Here is a 15,779-nt window from a genome sequence, read left to right as displayed (position 1 = left end):
CTCCTGCGTTAAGTTGATTGTCAGCCCTTTTCATCTAACTGTCACATTATGTCGTCGCTCCAACCCGAACTGCACAACCCGGTGGACCGCTTGCGCCGCAATGTCGGCGCTCTCGGGGATACCGTGCTACGGAGGCTAAGCCTGTTGCGCGGAGCCAGGCCAAGCGAGGCCCACGCCCCGCCGCTGCGGCTGTTCTACGCCGAACTTGGCGCAGTGCTCGAGCCGTTGCAGCGCCGCCTGCGCCCGCCGCTCCCGATCCAGCGTGCTGCCAATCCGCGTGTCGTCATCCTGCTTCCCGGCTTCGCCACCGGCCCCAGCCGCCTGCGATATCTGGCCAGCCAGCTCGAGCGCGCCGGGCATAAGGTCAAGGAATGGAAGCTGGGCCATAACCTTGGTCCCAATGAAGATACGCTCGAACTGCTCGCGCAGCGTATTTGTGCGGTGCACGAGCGTTACGGGCAGAAGGTAGTGCTGATCGGCTGGAGCCTGGGCGGGGTAATGGCGCGTGAAGTCGCCAAGTTGCAGCCCGGTTGCATTGCCAAGGTCATCACCATGGGTTCGCCCTTCAGTCACACGCCTTATTCGAACAATGCCTGGCGTGCGTACCAACTGGTGGCGGGACATCCGGTTGAGCGCCCCCCCATCGACGCACAGCTCAATGCCAAGCCGCCGGTCGAGACGATAGCATTCTGGAGCCCGCGCGACGGGGTGATCTCGCGCCGCGCCGCTTGTGGCCGCCCAGACGAGCGCGACCGGGCAGTGGCGCTGCGCTGCACCCACCTCGGTTTCCCCACTGCCCCCGATTGCATCATGGCGCTCACAAGGGAACTAGACGACGGCTGAACCTTTGTTACAGTGTTGCTGCACCTGCGAAATGGAATGATTCTGTCTCGCTGGCGGCACAAGGGGATCCATGGCCGCGCCGGAAGAGCCGAAATTCGATGAAATGCATGCGCCGGATGGGTCCGTGCGCCCGGCCTATCGCGGATATGTCCAGTGGTTGTCCGAGCAGGACGACGGCGCGATGCGGCGCAAGAATTTCGAGGCCGAAAGCTTCTTCCGCAAGACCGGTATCACCTTCAACGTCTATGGCGAGGATGATGCCGAGGAGCGGCTGATCCCGTTCGACATGGTGCCGCGCATCATCACCGCAGCCGAATGGCGGCGGCTTTCGCGCGGGATCGAGCAGCGGGTGCGGGCACTCAACGCTTTCATGCACGATCTCTACCACCGTCAGGAAATCATCCGTTCGGGCCGCCTGCCCGAAAGGCTGTTTCGTAACAATGCCGCGTGGCTGCCGCAGATGGTCGGCTTCACGCCTCCGGGCGGGGTCTATACCCATATCACCGGCATCGATCTGGTGCGCACCGGACCGGACGACTTCCTGGTGCTGGAAGACAATGCCCGCACTCCCAGCGGCGTTTCCTATATGCTGGAAAACCGCGAAACAATGATGGCGATGTTCCCGGAACTGTTCAGCACGGTGAATGTCCGTCCGGTCTCCGATTACCCGCGCCGCCTTGCAAAAAGCCTTGCCGCCTGCGCTCCTGAAGGCGCACCGGACAAGCCGAATATCGCCGTCCTCACTCCCGGCATCTACAATTCGGCCTATTACGAACACGCCTTCCTCGCCGACCAGATGGGGGCCGAACTGGTGGAGGGCAGCGATCTGCGGGTAGTGGATGGGCAGGTACAGATGCGCACCACGGTCGGCTTCCGCCCGGTGCATGTACTGTACCGTCGGGTCGATGACGATTTCCTCGATCCGCTCACCTTCAATCCTGCCAGCGTGCTCGGCATCCCGGGGATCATGGATGTCTACCGCGCGGGAAGGATCACCATCGCCAATGCGCCGGGAACCGGGGTGGCGGACGACAAGGCGATCTATTCGTTCATGCCCGATATCGTCGAGTTCTATACCGGCGAAAGGGCGCTGTTGCCTAATGTGGATACCTGGCGCTGCGCCGATCCCGACAGCCTGAAATATGTGCTCGCCAATCTCGAACAGCTGGTGGTGAAGGAAGTCCACGGGTCGGGCGGTTACGGCATGTTGATCGGGCCAACATCGTCGAAAAAGGAGATCGCGGCTTTTCGCGCCAAGCTGGAAGCCAACCCTGACAATTATATCGCCCAGCCGACGCTGGCGCTCTCCACCTGCCCGATCTTCACCAAGAGCGGCCTCTCCCCCCGCCATGTCGACCTGCGCCCCTATGTGCTGTGTTCGCCCGACGGGGTGGACATCACTCCCGGCGGGCTGACGCGGGTGGCGCTGAAGAAGGGTTCGCTGGTGGTCAATTCGAGCCAGGGCGGCGGGACCAAGGATAGCTGGGTGCTCGATGACTGAGGCTTGTCGCCCATGCTAGGCCGCGTCGCCAACGGCATCTTCTGGATGTACCGCTATCTCGAACGGGCGGAGAATACTGCACGCCTGCTCGAAGCGGGGCACAGGATGACGTTGACCCGCCGTTCGGACACCGCAGTGCAGGAATGGCGCTCGGTGCTGACCACGCTGGGCTTGCGCCGCGCCTACGAAGCGACCTACGACGATTATGCTGGCGCGCATGTGTGCGATTTCGTGCTGCGATCGAAGAACAATCCCGAAAGCGTGCTGTCGATGGTGGAACGCGCGCGGATCAATGCCCGCGCCTGCCGCTCGGCGATCACGCTGGAAGTGTGGGAAGCGATCAACGAGGGCTGGATGACGCTACGCGATCTGCTCGCCCGCCCGGTGCGCGAAAGCAATCTCAACCTCGCGCTCGGCGCGATCCGGCGCGAAAGCACGCTGGCGCGCGGGGCCACACACGGATCGATGCTGCGCAACGAGACCTATTGCTTCGCCCGGCTCGGCACCTTTCTGGAACGGGCAGACAACACCTCGCGTATTCTCGATGTGAAGTACTATCTGCTGCTGCCATCGCTGTCATACGTCGGCACCCCGCTCGACACGGGTCAATGGGACAACGTGCTGCGCTCGCTATCGGCGGAACGCGCCTACCGCTGGCTCAATGCCGGGCGAATGGACGCCCGCTCGATCGCCGACTTTCTCATACTCGACAAACGGTTCCCGCGCAGCCTGGTGTTCTGCTATGCGGCCGCACGCGAGAACCTGACTGAACTGGCGCGGCTGCACGGGGCGGAAGGACAGGCGCACGAATGCATGCGCGCGGCCGACCTGCGCCTGAACGACAAGACCGTGGAGGATGTGTTCGAACAGGGGCTGCACGAGTTCCTGATCCAATTCATCGCCGGCAATCAGGAATTGGCCGGCGCAATCGCCACCGATTACCGATTTGTATCTTAAGCGGAAGGAGAACAGGAACCATGCGCCTCGCCATCCGCCATACCACCAGCTACCGCTTTGCCGAGCCCGTTGCTCACGGGGTCCAGCGGCTGCGGCTGACGCCCAAGGAAACGCAGGGTCAGAAAATCGTCGACTGGGCCATGGAATTCACCGGCGCTCGCGAGGAGCTTTCCTACGACGACCAGAATTTCAACCATGTCACGCTGGTTTCGGTGGAGGAAGGGGCGACGCAGGTTGTTGTTACCTGCCACGGCCGGGTGGATACAGAGGACAATGCCGGAGTGATCGGCCATCATGCCGGGCATTTGCCGCTTTGGGCTTTCCTCGGCCGCACACCCTTGACCCGACCGGGGCCGAAAATCCGGGCGCTGATCGCGCAGGTCGAGCGTAGCGAAACGGGAATGGTCGACACGCTGCACAATCTTTCGAACCTGATCCGCGAACAGGTCGAATACCGCACCGGCACCAGCGGGGTGAACACCACGGCCGAAGAAGCGGTGTCGAAGGGCAGCGGGGTTTGTCAGGATCATGCGCATATCTTCATCGCCGCAGCGCGCAGCCTCGAAGTTCCGGCACGCTATGTAAGCGGCTATCTGATGATGAACGATCGGATCGATCAGGAAGCCACCCACGCCTGGGCCGAAGCGCATGTGCAGGGGCTGGGCTGGGTCGGGTTCGACATTTCCAACGGCATCAGTCCCGATCCGCGCTATGTCCGCGTGGCGACGGGCCGTGACTATCGCGATGCGGCGCCGATCACCGGCATCAGCTTCGGCGCGCAGGCGGAAGATCTCTCTGTCGATCTGGCGGTTGAGCAACAAATGGTGGACCAGCAGTAGCGCGCGCCTTGCGCCGTGCTGCGACCGCTGTAGGATTTATCCCATGACCTATTGCGTTGGCATGGTGCTCGACAAGGGCCTCGTCCTCATGAGCGACACCCGGACAAATTCGGGCGTCGACAACATATCCGTATTTCGCAAGATGTTCACATGGACGGTGCCGGGGGAGCGGATCATCTCGGTGATGACGGCAGGCAACCTGGCTACCACCCAGGCGGTAATCAGCCAACTGGAGGAACGTTCGAAGGCTCCGGAGGAACGCCAGCATGGGCTGCTGGAACTCCCCAGCATGTTCCAGGTAGCGGTGGAGACCGGCAAGCTGCTGCGTGAAGTGGTGGTCAGCACGCAGGAGGATAACGGGCCCGCGGGCAAGGGCCGCTTTACCGCGTCGATCATCCTTGCGGGCCAGATCAGGGGCATGGAGCCGCGCCTGTTCATGGTCTATCCTGAAGGCAATTTCATCGAAGCCAGCTTCGACACGCCGTTTTTCCAGATCGGTGAAACCAAGTACGGGCGCCCGATCATCCTTCGCGGATATGATCGGGCCATGAGCTTCGAAGATGCTGTGAAGCTGCTGATGGTGAGCTTCGATTCTACGCTGAAGGCCAATCTATCGGTCGGTCTGCCGCTGGATCTGCTGGTGGTGGAGCGTGACACTTTCGCTCCGTTACATGAACGGCGGATCGAGCATGGCGATCCCTATTTCGACGCCATTTCGAGCAGCTGGGGTGACGCCTTGCGCCGCGCTTTCCACTCGCTGCCGGATTACAGCTTTTTTCAGGCGACGCGGAAGGCTACGTAAAATCCCTCAGTAAAACCACCGAGATTCCATGCACATGCAGGCGGCAAGGCCGGCGTGAAGCCCGATATTTGCGCGATAGGTCCAATGCGGAGATTTATTTTCGCCTGAAAACCGTAGTTTTGCGGGGTTTTCCCCGTGCTATAGGTGGGTTTCCGTAGTTCTACGGAATGCTATCCGCATAATTATCCTCCAGAATCAGCAGCATGGAACAACGTATCACCATGCATATCGTGGGCGGCGACAGCCGGTCACGGGCCTCCCAGTCGCGGCTGGTTTTAACGATGGGGCACCATGCGGAAGTCTATTCCGACCTGGTCGAATTGCTCGACCGGCCGCCGCAGGAAGGCGTGGTGATCGCGTCGGATGATGTGGTGGAACACGGCATTGCAGGATTGCTGGAGGTCTTTGCGGATAACGGTATCTGGATCCCGCTGGTGGCTGCCAGTGAGGAGCCGGGGATCGAGGAGGTCGTGCAGGCGATCCAGTCCGGCGCGCTCGATTTCCTGACGCTGCCGCTTACCGAAAGCGAATTGCGGCGGATGGTGGCGCATTATCACTCCGATGCCGGACGCCATGCCGAAGCGCGCCGCCGCCTGATCGATGCTCGCCGCCGGATTGCGGTTCTCTCGCGCCGCGAACGCGAGGTGCTCGATTGGCTGAGCGAGGGATGTTCTAACAAGGCGATCGCTCGCGAACTCGCTATCAGTCCACGCACGGTCGAAATCCATCGCGCCAACATGATGGACAAGCTGGGTGCTACGCACGCCGCCGATGCAGTGCGGATGCGACTAGAGGCGGGCCTGCGCGAAAGCACCGATTCGGAAGGGAGGGATGCGGGCAGTGGCACGCAGGGCCGATTTCAAAACGGCCAAGTTGTTCCGGAGGAAGTGACTCTTTCCACCTCACTGCGCGCAGGCTGAAAGCTAACGACAGTACGAATTGCCCTCGATCACGCCTTCGACATGAAAGTGGTCCCGGTGCGCGGCGTTGTAGTCCGGACCGAGCACGGTTCCGAAGCGGCGGCAGGCGCTGCGTTGCACGGTGCGCAGGAATTCGCGCTCTCGCTCGTCGCCGTTCCACCCAGCTTGCACGCTGATCCGGCGTCCGTCTTCCAGCACGAACCCACCGATGTCTATAGCTGCCGCGCTGGCGTGACCTGATCGGCGGCTGGTGCCCGCGACATTGCGGCAGGAGTAGCTGCCCATTGTCTGGATGCTGGCGAGGCCGGTGCCGAAGATCTGCCGTGCCGCGCGGTCCACGCCATAGCGCGCCCAGGCGGCGAACGCCGTGCTGACCGGGCAGGTCACCGGGCCGAGGTTGCTCACATTCAGTGGCCCGCCATCGCCCTGCAAGGCGTGCATCTGGACGGTGTTGAGCGTGCTGCACCCCTGATCGAGGTATTGATCGGGCAGGGCATCGAATCGCGCCCCCGCCGATCCGAGTTGCGAAAGGCATAGGACCGCATTCGCGTTCATCGGCACGACCGCTGCTGCCATTCGCGGCGCCGCAGGACCGGAACTTACCGGGCCGCTGCTGCGATTCGGGTGCGCCGAACGATAGTCCGAACGATCTCCGCTGCCTTGCGGCAGGACCGAACAGCCTGTCAGGGCGAGGCTAATGAGAGCGAGGAAGCTGGCGTGTTTCATGGCACGTTACCTGCACTTACAATGGTTAAGGCCGTTCCCGTAGCTATGGTTAACATCGCTGAAACCATTTCCGGAACGGTTGATCGTTTCGCAAGTAACCTTTGACTCAGGCATGAACGTCTCTAGGGGCCGCTGCGGGCCACGCGGTCCCAACGCCGCGCGAGCTCTCTGCAAGGAGAGAATACATGACTGACCAACCAGCCCTCCGTCCGGAGCGGCCGTTTTTTTTCATCCGGACCTACCTGCAAGCCTCCCGGCTGGGCTCTCGACAAGCTCGACACCCGCAGCCTAGGTCGCTCGCACCGCGCCAGCTACCCCAAGAGCCGCCTCAAATACGCGATCGACCTGAGCAAGGAATTGCTCGGTGTGCCCGAGGATTACCTCGTCGGCATCATGCCCGGTTCGGATACCGGCGCGCTCGAATGCGCGATGTGGACGATGCTCGGCGCAGGCCCTGCCACCGTCGCGGCCTGGGAAAGCTTCGGCAACGTCTGGATCCAGGATGCGGTCAAGCAGTTGAAATTGAAGGACCTGCAGGTCCTCAACGCCGATTACGGTGACATTCCCGACCTGACGCAGGTGCCGCAGGAAAACGATGTCGTCTTCACCTGGAACGGTACCACTTCGGGCGCGAAGATCGCCAATACCGATTGGCTCGCGCCGGGCCGCGCCGGGGTGACGATCAACGATGCCACCAGCGCCGTCTTCGCGCAGGAGATGGACTGGGCGAAGCTCGATGCTACCACCTACTCGTGGCAGAAGGTGCTCGGCTCGGAAGCGCAGCACGGGATGCTGATCCTCAGCCCCAAGGCGGTCGAGCGGATCGAAAGCTACGATCCCGAGTGGCCGCTGCCCAAGCTGTTCCGCCTGAAGAAGGGCGGCAAGGTGGATCGCGCGATCTTCGAAGGGGCGACGATCAACACGCCCTCGATGCTGGCGACCGAGGATTACATCTGGGCGCTCGAATGGGCGCAGTCGATTGGCGGTCGCCACGCGATGTTCGCGCGTGCCGACGCCAATGCCAAGATCGTGACCGACTGGATCGAGTCCACGCCGTGGTTGCGCAACATGGTTGCCGATCCGGCGCTGCGCACCAACACCGGCGTGTGCATGGTGTTCCAGGGTGACTGGTACGAAAGCCTCTCTGCCGAGGACCAGGCCGCGGTGCCGAAGAAGATCGCCGGAACGCTCGAGAAAATGGACATCGGCTACGATTTCAACGGCTACCGCGATGCCCCGCCGTCCCTGCGCATCTGGTGCGGCGGGAGCCTCGAGCAGGAGGACATCAAGCGCCTGCTGCCGTGGATCGAATGGGCCTACGAAGAGCTCAAGGCCGGACGGCTTTAGGCCGCTCGCGCCAACTGTTGCGTCACCCCGGCCTCCGAGCCGGGGTCCCGCTTCCCCTATTTCCGTTCACACCCGCAAAAAGCGGGATCTCGGATCAAGTCCGGGATGACGAATCCAAGGAATTTTCCATGACCAAACCCCGCGTTCTTATTTCCGACAAGATGGACCCCAACGCCGCGCGCATTTTTGAAGAGCGCGGCTGCGATGTCGATGTCATCACCGGCAAGACTCCCGAAGAGCTCAAGGCGATCATCGGCCAGTATGATGGCCTTGCGATCCGTTCCGCCACCAAGGTGACGGGCGAAATCCTTGCCGCCGCGACCAGTCTCAAGGTCATCGGCCGCGCCGGGATCGGGGTGGACAATGTCGATATTCCCAAGGCCTCGGCGCAGGGCGTGGTGGTGATGAACACCCCGTTCGGCAATTCGATCACGACTGCCGAACACGCCATCGCCCTGATCATGGCGCTCGCCCGCCAGATTCCCGAAGCAGACCGCCGCACCCAGGCGGGTGAATGGCCCAAGAACGCCTTCATGGGCGTCGAAGTCACCGGCAAGACGCTCGGCCTGATCGGCGCGGGCAATATCGGTTCGATCGTTGCCAGCCGGGCGCAGGGGCTCAAGATGAAGGTCGTCGCCTACGATCCCTTCCTGACGCCGGACCGCGCGGTGGAACTGGGCATCGAAAAGGTCGATCTCGGCACTTTGCTGGCGCGCGCCGATTTCATTACCCTGCACACCCCGCTGACCGACGAGACGCGCAATATCCTCAGCCGCGAACGGCTCGAACAGGCCAAGCCCGGCGTGCGCATCGTCAACTGCGCGCGCGGCGGACTCGTGGACGAAGCGGCGCTGAAGGACCTGCTCGACAGCGGCCATATCGCCGGTGCCGCGCTGGACGTGTTCGCAGTCGAACCGCCTGCCGCCGATCACCCGCTGTTCGGCACCCCCGGCTTCATCTGCACCCCGCATCTGGGCGCATCGACCACCGAAGCGCAGGTCAACGTGGCGCTGCAGGTGGCCGAGCAGATGGCCGATTTCCTCGTCGATGGCGGGGTCACCAACGCGCTCAACATGCCGAGCCTCAGCGCCGAGGAAGCACCGCGGCTGAAGCCTTATATCGCTTTGGCGGAAAAGCTCGGTTCGCTGGTCGGCCAGCTCGAAGGACCGGATATCACTTCGCTCACCGTCGAAGTCGAAGGGGCGGCTGCGGAACTGAACCTCAAGCCAATCACCGCCGCCGTGCTGGCAGGGATGATGCGCACCTGGTCGGATACGATCAACATGGTCAACGCCCCGATCCTCGCCAAGGAACGCGGGCTTGACGTGCGCGAAGTGCGCCACAGCAACGAAGGGCACTACCACACGCTGCTGCGCGTGATCGCCACCACGCCGACGCGCCGCCGCGAGGTCGCGGGCAGCCTGTTCGGCGGTTCCGAAATGCGGCTGGTGGAAATCGCCGGGGTGCGGATCGAAACCGATCTGGACGGCCACATGCTTTACATCGTCAACGAGGACCAGCCCGGCTTCATCGGTCGGCTTGGTTCCACGCTCGGCGCGGCGAATGTCAACATCGGCAACTTCCACCTGGGCCGTCGCCTGCCCGATCGTGACAAGGATGCCGATGCGGTACTAATCCTGTCGCTCGATCAGGAGCCGTCGGACGAAGTGCAGAAGGCCATCTGCGCGCTGCAGGGCGTGAAGAAGGTGAAGCCGCTTTCGTTCTGACGCCGCAGGTCTTAGGGGAGGCCGCATGACCGATCCGACGCAAGACCTGCTCCCCGAAGGCCTCGAAGACCGCCTGCCGCAAAGCGCGGCGGCGGCGGCGCGGATCGAGGCGGCGGTAATGGCCGTGCTGGCGAGCCACGGCTATGGCCGGGTGCGTCCGCCGCTGGTGGAATTCGAGCGCAGCCTGGCCGGGCGGATGGGTGCCGGTCGCACCCGTCATCTGGTGCGCTTCACCGATCCGCGCAGCCTGCGCACGCTCGCTCTGCGCAGCGACATCACCGTGCAGGTGGGGCGGATCGCTGCCACCGGCATGGCCGACCACCCGCGCCCTCTGCGGCTGTGCTATGCCGGGCAGGTGATGCGGATCATGGGCGTGGCGCTCGACCCCCGGCGCGAGAACCTGCAACTGGGCGCCGAGCTGATCGGCACCGACAGCGTCGCCGCCGCCGCCGAGATCGTCGAACTGGCGATCGAGGCGCTGGAAGCTGCGGGTGCGAAAGGGGTCTCGGTCGATTTCACCTTGCCCGATCTGGTCGATACTTTGGCCGACGGGCCGCTGCCACTGGGTGCAGAGGCGCGCGAGGCGGTGCGGCGCGAGCTTGACATGAAGGATGCAGGCGGACTGGTCGAAGCTGGCGGGGCAGCCTACCTGCCGCTGATCCACGCCGCCGGGCCATTTCCTGAAGCAGCGGCGCGGCTCGACGCGATCGACAGCGCAGGCGTGCTCGACAGTCGCATCGACGCGCTGCGCCAGATTGCCGCCCGCGTCGAAGGCCGCGCGCGCCTGACGCTAGACCCCAGCGAACGCCACGGCTTCGAATACCAGAGCTGGTTCGGCTTCACCTTGTATGCGGAAGGCGTGCGCGGCGCGCTCGGGCGCGGCGGCACCTACCGGATCGGCGGCAGCAACGAAGTGGCGACGGGCTTCTCGCTCTACCCGGAAGAGCTGGTGGAAGCCGTAAAGGCCGACGAGAGGGTGGGCGATCGGGTTTTCTTGCCGCTGGGGCATGATCGCGATGCCGCAGCCAGGCTGCGCGTCGAAGGCTGGCGGACCGTGGCGGCGTTGAGCGAAAGTGATGATGCGGCCACGCTGGGCTGTTCGCACGTTCTGGATGGCGGCGCGGCAACCCCCGTTTGATTCGAAGGGTTCGCCCAACTCGCTAGAATTAGATGGAATTTTGTGATGATGAACCTAAAGGAAGGGCGAAATTGCATTCCTTGGGGGCGTGATGCCAAACCGATCAGCGCTATCCATAAGCTCGGCCCAATTGGGCCGCATCGTCGAGGACTCGGTCAGCGAAGTCTTCCTTTTCGATCCTGAAACGTTCGAATTCCTGCTCGTCAACCGGGGTGCGCGCGAGAACCTGGGGTACTCGGTCGAGGAGCTGGCGCATCTGACCCCATGGGATCTGAAACCGTTCATCAGCGAGGACCAGTTCCGGAAGCTGGTTGCGCCGATGCTGGCGGGGGAAGGAGACGACCTCAAGTTCGAAACCGTCCATCGCCGCAAGGACGGATCGGATTACGATGTCTCGGTGCACCTGCAATTGCTGCACGACGATGAGAACCGGGTCTTCTTCGCGGCCATCCGGGACATCACTGACGAGAAGCGGTTGAGCGCCGAACTGGAGCACAAGACCGTGCTGCTGGAAGAAGCGATCGCCGCTAAGGATGTGCTGCTGCACGAAGTGAACCACCGGGTGAAAAACAGCCTGCAGGTAGTCATGTCGTTGCTTCAGATGCACGCCCGCCAGGCCAAGGATGGCGAACTGGCGGCGGCGCTGAACGAAGCGAGCAACCGGGTCGCGATTGTCGCCACGATCCACCAGAACCTTTATTCCACCAGCCAGCACACCATCGTGAATTTCAGCGAGGTTATCGATCAGCTCGCTGGTCAGGTGGTCGGCCATATGGATCTTGGCGGCAAGATTTTGGTCGAGAAAGACATCGAAAACGGCGTGGAGATCGGACTTGATACTGCCATTCCGCTTTCCCTGATCACATCAGAAATACTGAGCAATTGCGCGAAATATGCCTTTCCGGGCGCACGAGGAGGCAAGATCTCCATCAGCTTGAACAGGGGCGCGGAGAAAATCCGCTGTCGCATCAGCGATGATGGCGTCGGCATGCCGGAACCATTCGAATCAATTGCCAATCCCGGACTGGGCACGCGGATCATCAAATCGCTCGCCCGTCAGATCCGTGCAAGCCTGGAGGTTTCCACAGACGCCAGAGGAACGGAATTCCTCATCGAGTTGCCCCTGCCAGACAAATCAGGCTAGGTCGCATGATGATGAAAGTCCTGATTGTCGAAGACGAAGCGCTGACAGCCATGGCCATGGAGGAAGTCCTGGTGGACCATGGCTACGAGGTTGTCGCCATCGCAGACGATCAGGTATCGGCGATGAAAGCTGCCGAGGTACACTCGCCCGATTTTGCGTTTGTCGATATCAACCTGGCGGGCGGCGATTCTGGAATTCTTCTGGCGGCCCAGTTCAAGCCGTTGGGAATAGTGGTGGTGTTCGCCACCGGCACCTGTCCCGGTGACGAGTTCAACGATGTCGCACTCGGATGTATTCACAAGCCAACTTCGAAAATCAGTCTTGTTAGTGCGGCTCGGTTCGTGGAGGCATCGATTTCATCGCTGCCGCTGCCTCGTCCGCCACAGGGAATGCATCTGTACTGAGTAGCTTCGATGCGCATTGAGGCAAGCCATTGGTAAACGGGTCAAACTGGCAGTTCCGGGATCTGGAGAATGGCCTATTGCTAGGGTTTTCTCGTCGGCGGCACTCCTGACCGCTCAAGTTCCGGTCCTAATCTCCCGATAGCCCAGAGAAAATACATGCGAAAATCGGCGGCGAGGCTCCACAGCGGGTAAGTAAAGGTGGCGGGGCGGTTTTTCTCGACGGTGAAATGCGCGAGCCACGCGAAGAAATAGCCCGCTAGTGGCATGGCCAGCAGCCAGAGCCACTGGCCCGTTGCCCAAGCGAAGGCCGCGACGGCAAAGACCAGCGTAGTCCCGACATAGTGCAAGGCGCGCGTCAAAGGCCGCGCGTGTTCGCGCAGGTAGAACGGCCAGAATTCGGCAAAGCTGGTGAAGCGGTCACTGCTCATGCCAAGGTTTTGCGCCAGGCGGCGCGGCGGCGCAAGCGCTCGCTTGGCTCAACCCTTGGAGGGGAAACCCGCGCCCGGTTTGCCAGCACCCGGCTTGCCGCCGCCCGGAGCCATCGGCTTGCCACCGCCCGGAGCGGCAGGCTTGCCCACACCCATGCCCGGCTTTTCGCCGACCGGCTTGGCACCGCCGGGAGTCTTGCCCTGCTTGCCGCCCATCGGCTTGCCGCCTGCGTCTCCCATCCGGGGTTTGCCACCACCCGCCATCGGCTTGCCTGCGACGGGCTTGCCGCCGCCCGCATCCATGCCCGGCTTGCCAGCCATGCCAGGTTTGCCTGCGACCGGCTTGCCGCCTGCATCGCCCTTTGCCCCGGCAGCCATGGCCGACTTCTGTTCGTGTTTATCCATCCCCTGGGTCCTCCGGAGCGCCATGCCCCCAGCGCCATCCTACACAAACCGCGCGGGCAGGATAGACCGGTTCTAGCGGTGCAGTGCGGTCAGCAACCGATCGAGCGATTGCAGGAAGCGCGAACGGTCTGCCTTGGAAAAAGGCGCGGGGCCGCCGCCGACTCCGGCGAGGCCGCTGCGCAGGTCGGCCATGATCGCGCGGGTAGCAATCGCGCCGCCGATGCTGGCAGTGTCGAATTCGCGCCCGTCGTGCTTGAGCACCCGCGCGCCAGCCTTCAGGCAGCGTTCGGCGAGCAGGATGTCGCCCGTCACCACCAGCGCGCGAGGGTGGGCGTTCTCGGCAATCCAGTCGTCCGCCGCGTCGAACCCGGCGCCTACCATCACCCGCTGCACCCGCGCGCTTACCGGCACGCGGAACGGCGAATTGCTGACCACGCGGACCTGCGCGCCGAAGCGTTCGGCCACGCGGTAGATCTCGTCCTTGACTGGGCAGGCATCGGCATCGACGAGGATGGTGACAGGATCGGAACTCATCCCGCTTCCCTAACGCGCCGGGCGCGAGAAGTCCTCAGCCGTTCTTCATGTTCTCCAGACCCTTGATCCCGCCGGGCTTGAGGCTGGGCTGGCTGGCGTTCTGCTTCGGGCCCTTGTCGGCCTTGGGCTTGCGGGTTTCCTTGCTGGACTTGCGCTTCTCTTTGACCATGAGGGGTTCCACTCGGGGCGAAATGCCCTTGTTCATCGGCTTACACCCGCAGGCCGCAGACCTTGCATAAATTCGACGGGGCTCGTCACGGAACTTCCCCGCCACCCCGATCAATGGTAAGCCATGCCGCAAGGAGGCCACCATGAAAAAACCGATCGCTTTCCTTCTCCCCGCCGCAGCGCTCGCCTGCACGGCCTGCGTCGCCGATGATGACCAGCCACCCGAAGAGATCGCCGGGCTCTCGACCGAGCGCGAGTGTTTCTTCGTCAGCCAGGTCAATGGCTATTCCGAAGCGCCCGACGGTCGCCGCGGCGAACGGCTGTATGTCAGCACCGGCGTGAACGAGCGGTACCTGCTGGAGACGTTCGGCGCCTGTCCCGATCTCGACTGGAACTACCGAATCGGTCTGGACGCGCGCTTCCAGTCCAGTCTGTGCCCTGGCGATACGGCGAGGCTGATTGTGCCAAGATCGCTCGACGGCAGTCCCGATACCTGCACGGTAACGGTGCTGGGCAAGATGGTGGAAGAATAGGCGGGGTCAGCGCTTGCGGACGAATTCGGCGCGCAGAACCAAGCCCTTTATGCCGGGATACTTGCAGTCAATTTCCTGCGCATCGCCGGTAAGACGGATCGAGGGGATCAATGTGCCCTGCTTCAGTGTCTGGCCCGCGCCCTTCACGGTCAGATCCTTGATCAGCGTCACCTGGTCGCCGTCAGCGAGCAAGTTGCCCACTGCATCGCGCACTTCAACCTTGTCAGCTTGCGCCTGCCTGCTGGCGAGTTCGGACGCGGGCAGCCATTCACCACTGTCTTCGTCATAGACATAGTCTTCGTCGTCACCGGGCATGGAGGGTTCCTCTGATGCGGCGCAGAAGGCCGGAATGGCCGTGCGCGGAGATGCGATTAGGTAATCCGGGTCGGTTGTGCTAGTGAAGCAATCGCTGACGTCGAAATTTGCGACGGACTTCGAGATTTGCCGACCGCCGCTTGCCCGATCCCTCACAGGTAAAGGCCCCGGCGCAAACCAGACGACGACTTCCTTTCCCTTGGACGATTTGACGCACTACCCCTCGCTGCACTTTCGCGGCGGGGACATTGAATGTTCTTTGAAAGGAACTCCACATGTCGAAGACCGGCACCGTAAAATTCTTCAATTCCGACAAGGGCTATGGTTTCATCCAGCCCGACGATGGCTCGGCCGACAGCTTCGTGCACATTTCTGCCGTCCAGGCGGCGGGCATGCAGACGCTCGATAAGGAACAGCGCCTGAACTACGAAGTCGAGCAGGGTCGCAATGGCAAGGAAAGCGCCGTCAACCTTTCCTCGGCTGACTGATCACACACCGATGTGACCGGGCGCGGGAGCGATCCTGCGCCCGGTTGCGCATTCGAATACCCTCCAGCGGAGAACCGCCCATGTCCCAGTCCTTCACCTTCTACGATCAGCGTGCCCGCGATGCCGCCGTTGAGGCGCAGCAAGCGACGCTGGACAATGTGCGCGACCGCAACCTGCGCGCGGAAAAGACGTGGCGGGCTTTGGCCGATCAGGCGCAAAAGGTCGAAGACGACCGCAAGAAGGCCGCCGTGGTGCGGCAGGAACGGCTTGACCGCGAAGCTGCCGATGCCGAGGAATGGGCCGCCAGCGCAGCCCCCGCCGCCATCTAACGGCCCAGAGAAAATTCTGCGACCTTCCTGATGGTGCTTCCGTAGCTGTCATACAGACAGCCACGGAGGTCCTTGATGAAGCACGCCAATCCCCACCAATTTGCTGAACCACCCGTGACGGACGAAAACACGGACCTTGGTCTCTACGGCCCAAGGTCGGTCTCGCAATCGCTAGGGCGATAGCCAGATAGGTAGCGCCGTGTGTGTTCCGGTTTCTCCTTCCCCTCCGCC

The 15,779-nt window shown here is 62.6% G+C and carries 19 protein-coding genes; 14 read left to right on the top strand and 5 right to left on the bottom strand.

The features are described 5' to 3' along the window. The first annotated feature begins 48 nt into the window (after positions 1-48). The 6 genes from JY451_02855 (at position 49) to JY451_02830 (ending at position 5,862) form a co-directional block, all read left to right on the top strand. Positions 49-843 (top strand): alpha/beta fold hydrolase, encoded by a 795-nt coding sequence (locus tag JY451_02855; GenBank protein QZH75570.1) that lies wholly within the window; start codon positions 49-51, stop codon positions 841-843. 70 nt (positions 844-913) lie between these two features. Beyond that, positions 914-2,344, top strand: a complete 1,431-nt coding sequence (locus JY451_02850; protein QZH75569.1) for a circularly permuted type 2 ATP-grasp protein — start codon at positions 914-916, stop codon at positions 2,342-2,344. A 12-nt stretch (positions 2,345-2,356) separates the two neighbouring features. Further along, on the top strand, positions 2,357-3,301 hold the full coding sequence (locus JY451_02845; GenBank protein ID QZH75568.1) for an alpha-E domain-containing protein: 945 nt from the start codon (positions 2,357-2,359) through the stop codon (positions 3,299-3,301). 20 nt (positions 3,302-3,321) lie between these two features. Continuing rightward, positions 3,322-4,140, top strand: coding sequence for a transglutaminase family protein (locus JY451_02840; protein QZH75567.1), 819 nt, complete (start codon positions 3,322-3,324; stop codon positions 4,138-4,140). Positions 4,141-4,183: 43 nt separating this feature from the next. Beyond that, a complete protein-coding gene (locus JY451_02835; protein ID QZH75566.1) occupies positions 4,184-4,942 on the top strand; it encodes a proteasome-type protease in 759 nt (252 codons plus the stop codon). 203 nt (positions 4,943-5,145) lie between these two features. Then, positions 5,146-5,862 carry a helix-turn-helix transcriptional regulator gene (locus JY451_02830; protein ID QZH75565.1) on the top strand — a complete coding sequence of 239 codons (717 nt, stop codon included), beginning with the start codon at positions 5,146-5,148 and terminating at the stop codon, positions 5,860-5,862. A 3-nt stretch (positions 5,863-5,865) separates the two neighbouring features. Here JY451_02830 and JY451_02825 read toward each other — a convergent pair whose 3' ends face one another. After that, on the bottom strand, positions 5,866-6,588 hold the full coding sequence (locus JY451_02825; protein ID QZH75564.1) for an extensin family protein: 723 nt from the start codon (positions 6,586-6,588) through the stop codon (positions 5,866-5,868). A gap of 189 nt (positions 6,589-6,777) precedes the next feature. On the opposite strand from JY451_02825, the gene JY451_02820 reads away from it, so the two are divergent. The 5 genes from JY451_02820 to JY451_02800 all read left to right on the top strand — a co-directional run bounded on the left by JY451_02820 (position 6,778) and on the right by JY451_02800 (position 12,348). After that, positions 6,778-7,935, top strand: a complete 1,158-nt coding sequence (locus tag JY451_02820) for a phosphoserine transaminase (protein QZH76518.1) — start codon at positions 6,778-6,780, stop codon at positions 7,933-7,935. 128 nt (positions 7,936-8,063) lie between these two features. Then, a complete protein-coding gene (locus tag JY451_02815) occupies positions 8,064-9,662 on the top strand; it encodes a phosphoglycerate dehydrogenase (protein ID QZH75563.1) in 1,599 nt (532 codons plus the stop codon). Between the two features lie 25 nt (positions 9,663-9,687). After that, positions 9,688-10,800 (top strand): ATP phosphoribosyltransferase regulatory subunit, encoded by a 1,113-nt coding sequence (locus JY451_02810; protein QZH75562.1) that lies wholly within the window; start codon positions 9,688-9,690, stop codon positions 10,798-10,800. 130 nt (positions 10,801-10,930) lie between these two features. Further along, a complete protein-coding gene (locus JY451_02805; protein QZH75561.1) occupies positions 10,931-11,944 on the top strand; it encodes a PAS domain S-box protein in 1,014 nt (337 codons plus the stop codon). Positions 11,945-11,949: 5 nt separating this feature from the next. Further along, positions 11,950-12,348 carry a response regulator gene (locus JY451_02800; GenBank protein ID QZH75560.1) on the top strand — a complete coding sequence of 133 codons (399 nt, stop codon included), beginning with the start codon at positions 11,950-11,952 and terminating at the stop codon, positions 12,346-12,348. Positions 12,349-12,428: 80 nt separating this feature from the next. Here JY451_02800 and JY451_02795 read toward each other — a convergent pair whose 3' ends face one another. The 3 genes from JY451_02795 to JY451_02785 all read right to left on the bottom strand — a co-directional run bounded on the left by JY451_02795 (position 12,429) and on the right by JY451_02785 (position 13,715). After that, positions 12,429-12,776, bottom strand: coding sequence for a DUF962 domain-containing protein (locus JY451_02795; protein ID QZH75559.1), 348 nt, complete (start codon positions 12,774-12,776; stop codon positions 12,429-12,431). A gap of 48 nt (positions 12,777-12,824) precedes the next feature. Next, entirely contained in the window at positions 12,825-13,181 is a 357-nt protein-coding gene (locus JY451_02790; GenBank protein QZH75558.1) for a hypothetical protein, read from the bottom strand. Between the two features lie 72 nt (positions 13,182-13,253). Next, positions 13,254-13,715 (bottom strand): YaiI/YqxD family protein, encoded by a 462-nt coding sequence (locus JY451_02785; GenBank protein ID QZH75557.1) that lies wholly within the window; start codon positions 13,713-13,715, stop codon positions 13,254-13,256. Between the two features lie 311 nt (positions 13,716-14,026). Between JY451_02785 and JY451_02780 the strand changes: the two genes are divergently transcribed. Next, the gene (locus JY451_02780; protein ID QZH75556.1) at positions 14,027-14,416 is read left to right on the top strand and encodes a hypothetical protein; all 390 of its coding nucleotides are present in this window, start codon (positions 14,027-14,029) and stop codon (positions 14,414-14,416) included. 6 nt (positions 14,417-14,422) lie between these two features. On the opposite strand, the gene JY451_02775 is transcribed toward JY451_02780, so the two are convergent. Next, positions 14,423-14,731 carry an alkylphosphonate utilization protein gene (locus tag JY451_02775; GenBank protein ID QZH75555.1) on the bottom strand — a complete coding sequence of 103 codons (309 nt, stop codon included), beginning with the start codon at positions 14,729-14,731 and terminating at the stop codon, positions 14,423-14,425. Positions 14,732-15,006: 275 nt separating this feature from the next. On the opposite strand from JY451_02775, the gene JY451_02770 reads away from it, so the two are divergent. Both JY451_02770 and JY451_02765 read left to right on the top strand, forming a co-directional pair. Continuing rightward, complete coding sequence (locus tag JY451_02770) at positions 15,007-15,219, top strand: cold-shock protein (GenBank protein ID QZH75554.1); 213 nt, start codon at positions 15,007-15,009, stop codon at positions 15,217-15,219. Between the two features lie 80 nt (positions 15,220-15,299). Beyond that, entirely contained in the window at positions 15,300-15,548 is a 249-nt protein-coding gene (locus JY451_02765; protein QZH75553.1) for a hypothetical protein, read from the top strand. The last annotated feature ends 231 nt before the right edge of the window (positions 15,549-15,779 follow it).

It is taken from the genome of Erythrobacter sp. (assembly GCA_019739335.1).
GTDB lineage: Bacteria > Pseudomonadota > Alphaproteobacteria > Sphingomonadales > Sphingomonadaceae > Alteraurantiacibacter.
The sequence above is the reverse complement of the archived record's forward strand: the minus strand, read 5'-3'. Positions and strand labels throughout refer to the sequence as shown.